The organism is Methylobacterium sp. WL19 (genome assembly GCF_008040005.1).
GTDB lineage: Bacteria > Pseudomonadota > Alphaproteobacteria > Rhizobiales > Beijerinckiaceae > Methylobacterium > Methylobacterium bullatum.
Map to the genome: position 1 here is coordinate 1 of NZ_VRVC01000279.1, position 1,077 is coordinate 1,077.

The following is a 1,077-nucleotide window of genomic DNA, read 5'->3' on the forward strand; positions in this document are numbered from 1 at the left end:
GCCCAACGCCGCCGCCCTGCTCGGCATGGCCGGCGCGCTCGCGCGCCTCAAGCGCCTCGTGCGGGAAGCCGTGGAGGTGATCCCCGCCTGCCCCGGCGCCGATCAACTCCGCGCCGAGATCGAGGCGCAGACGCGCCTGTTCCTGCCGGCGAGCCTCGCGCGGGAATTGGCGTGAGCGGGGCTTGCCCCGATGTTGCGGGCCGATTCCGCGCCTGACGCGACGCCGATCATGAACCCTCCCCCCTCTGCGGGGGAGGGTGCCTGCGGAGCACGCGGGAGAGGGGGCGACCTCTCCGGAGATGGCGCTCCCCTCTCCCGACCCTCGCTCACGCGAGGGCCACCCTCCCCCGCAGAGGGGGGAGGGCGACAGCGAGCCCTGCCTTGGCAAGAGCGCTGGCTCGGCTTCCGCAACCGCACCATCGCCAATCCGGCCTTCCAGCGCTGGGCCGCCGCGTTTCCGCTGACGCGGGGGATCGCGCGGCGCAACACCCGCGCGCTATTCGATCTCTGCGCCGGCTTCGTCTATTCGCAGACCCTGTTCGCCTGCATCAGGCTCGACCTGTTCGCGATCCTCGCCCCCGGCCCGCTCGGGCTCGAGGCCCTGGCCGAGCGGACCTGCCTGAGGCCGGAGCGGGCGTTGCGCCTGCTGGACGCCGCCGCCTCGCTCGAACTGTTGCGGCGCCTGCCCGACGGGCGCTTCGCCCTGGCCGATCTCGGCGCGGCGCTGATCGGCAATCCCTCCATCGCCGCGATGATCGAGCACCACGCGCTCCTCTACGAGGATCTGCGCGACCCGGTGGCGCTCCTGCGCGGGGAGGGGGGCACGAGCCGGCTCGCCGCCTATTGGCCCTATGCGGGAGCGGCCGGCGACACGGCGATCCCGGCCGAGGCGGTGGCGGACTACTCGGCCCTCATGGCCGCCTCCCAATCCCTCATCGCCGAGGACATCCTCGACGCCTATCCCATGCACCGGCACCGCCTGCTGATGGATGTGGGGGGCGGCGAGGGGGCTTTCCTGCGCGCGGCCATGCGGGCGACGCCGGGCCTCGCCGTCCGGCTGTTCGACCTGCCGGCGGT

Annotated in this window: 1 protein-coding gene and 1 pseudogene; both read left to right on the plus strand. The window is 73.7% G+C overall.

Features of this window, described 5'->3' with window-relative positions; all coding sequences use genetic code 11:
- Positions 1–175: pseudogene (locus tag FV220_RS26325) on the plus strand (geranylgeranyl pyrophosphate synthase); the annotation flags it as partial.
- A gap of 54 nt (positions 176–229) precedes the next feature.
- Positions 230–1,077, plus strand: an 848-nt coding sequence (locus FV220_RS25060) for an acetylserotonin O-methyltransferase (protein WP_246689544.1), incomplete at its 3' end; no start/stop codon positions are given.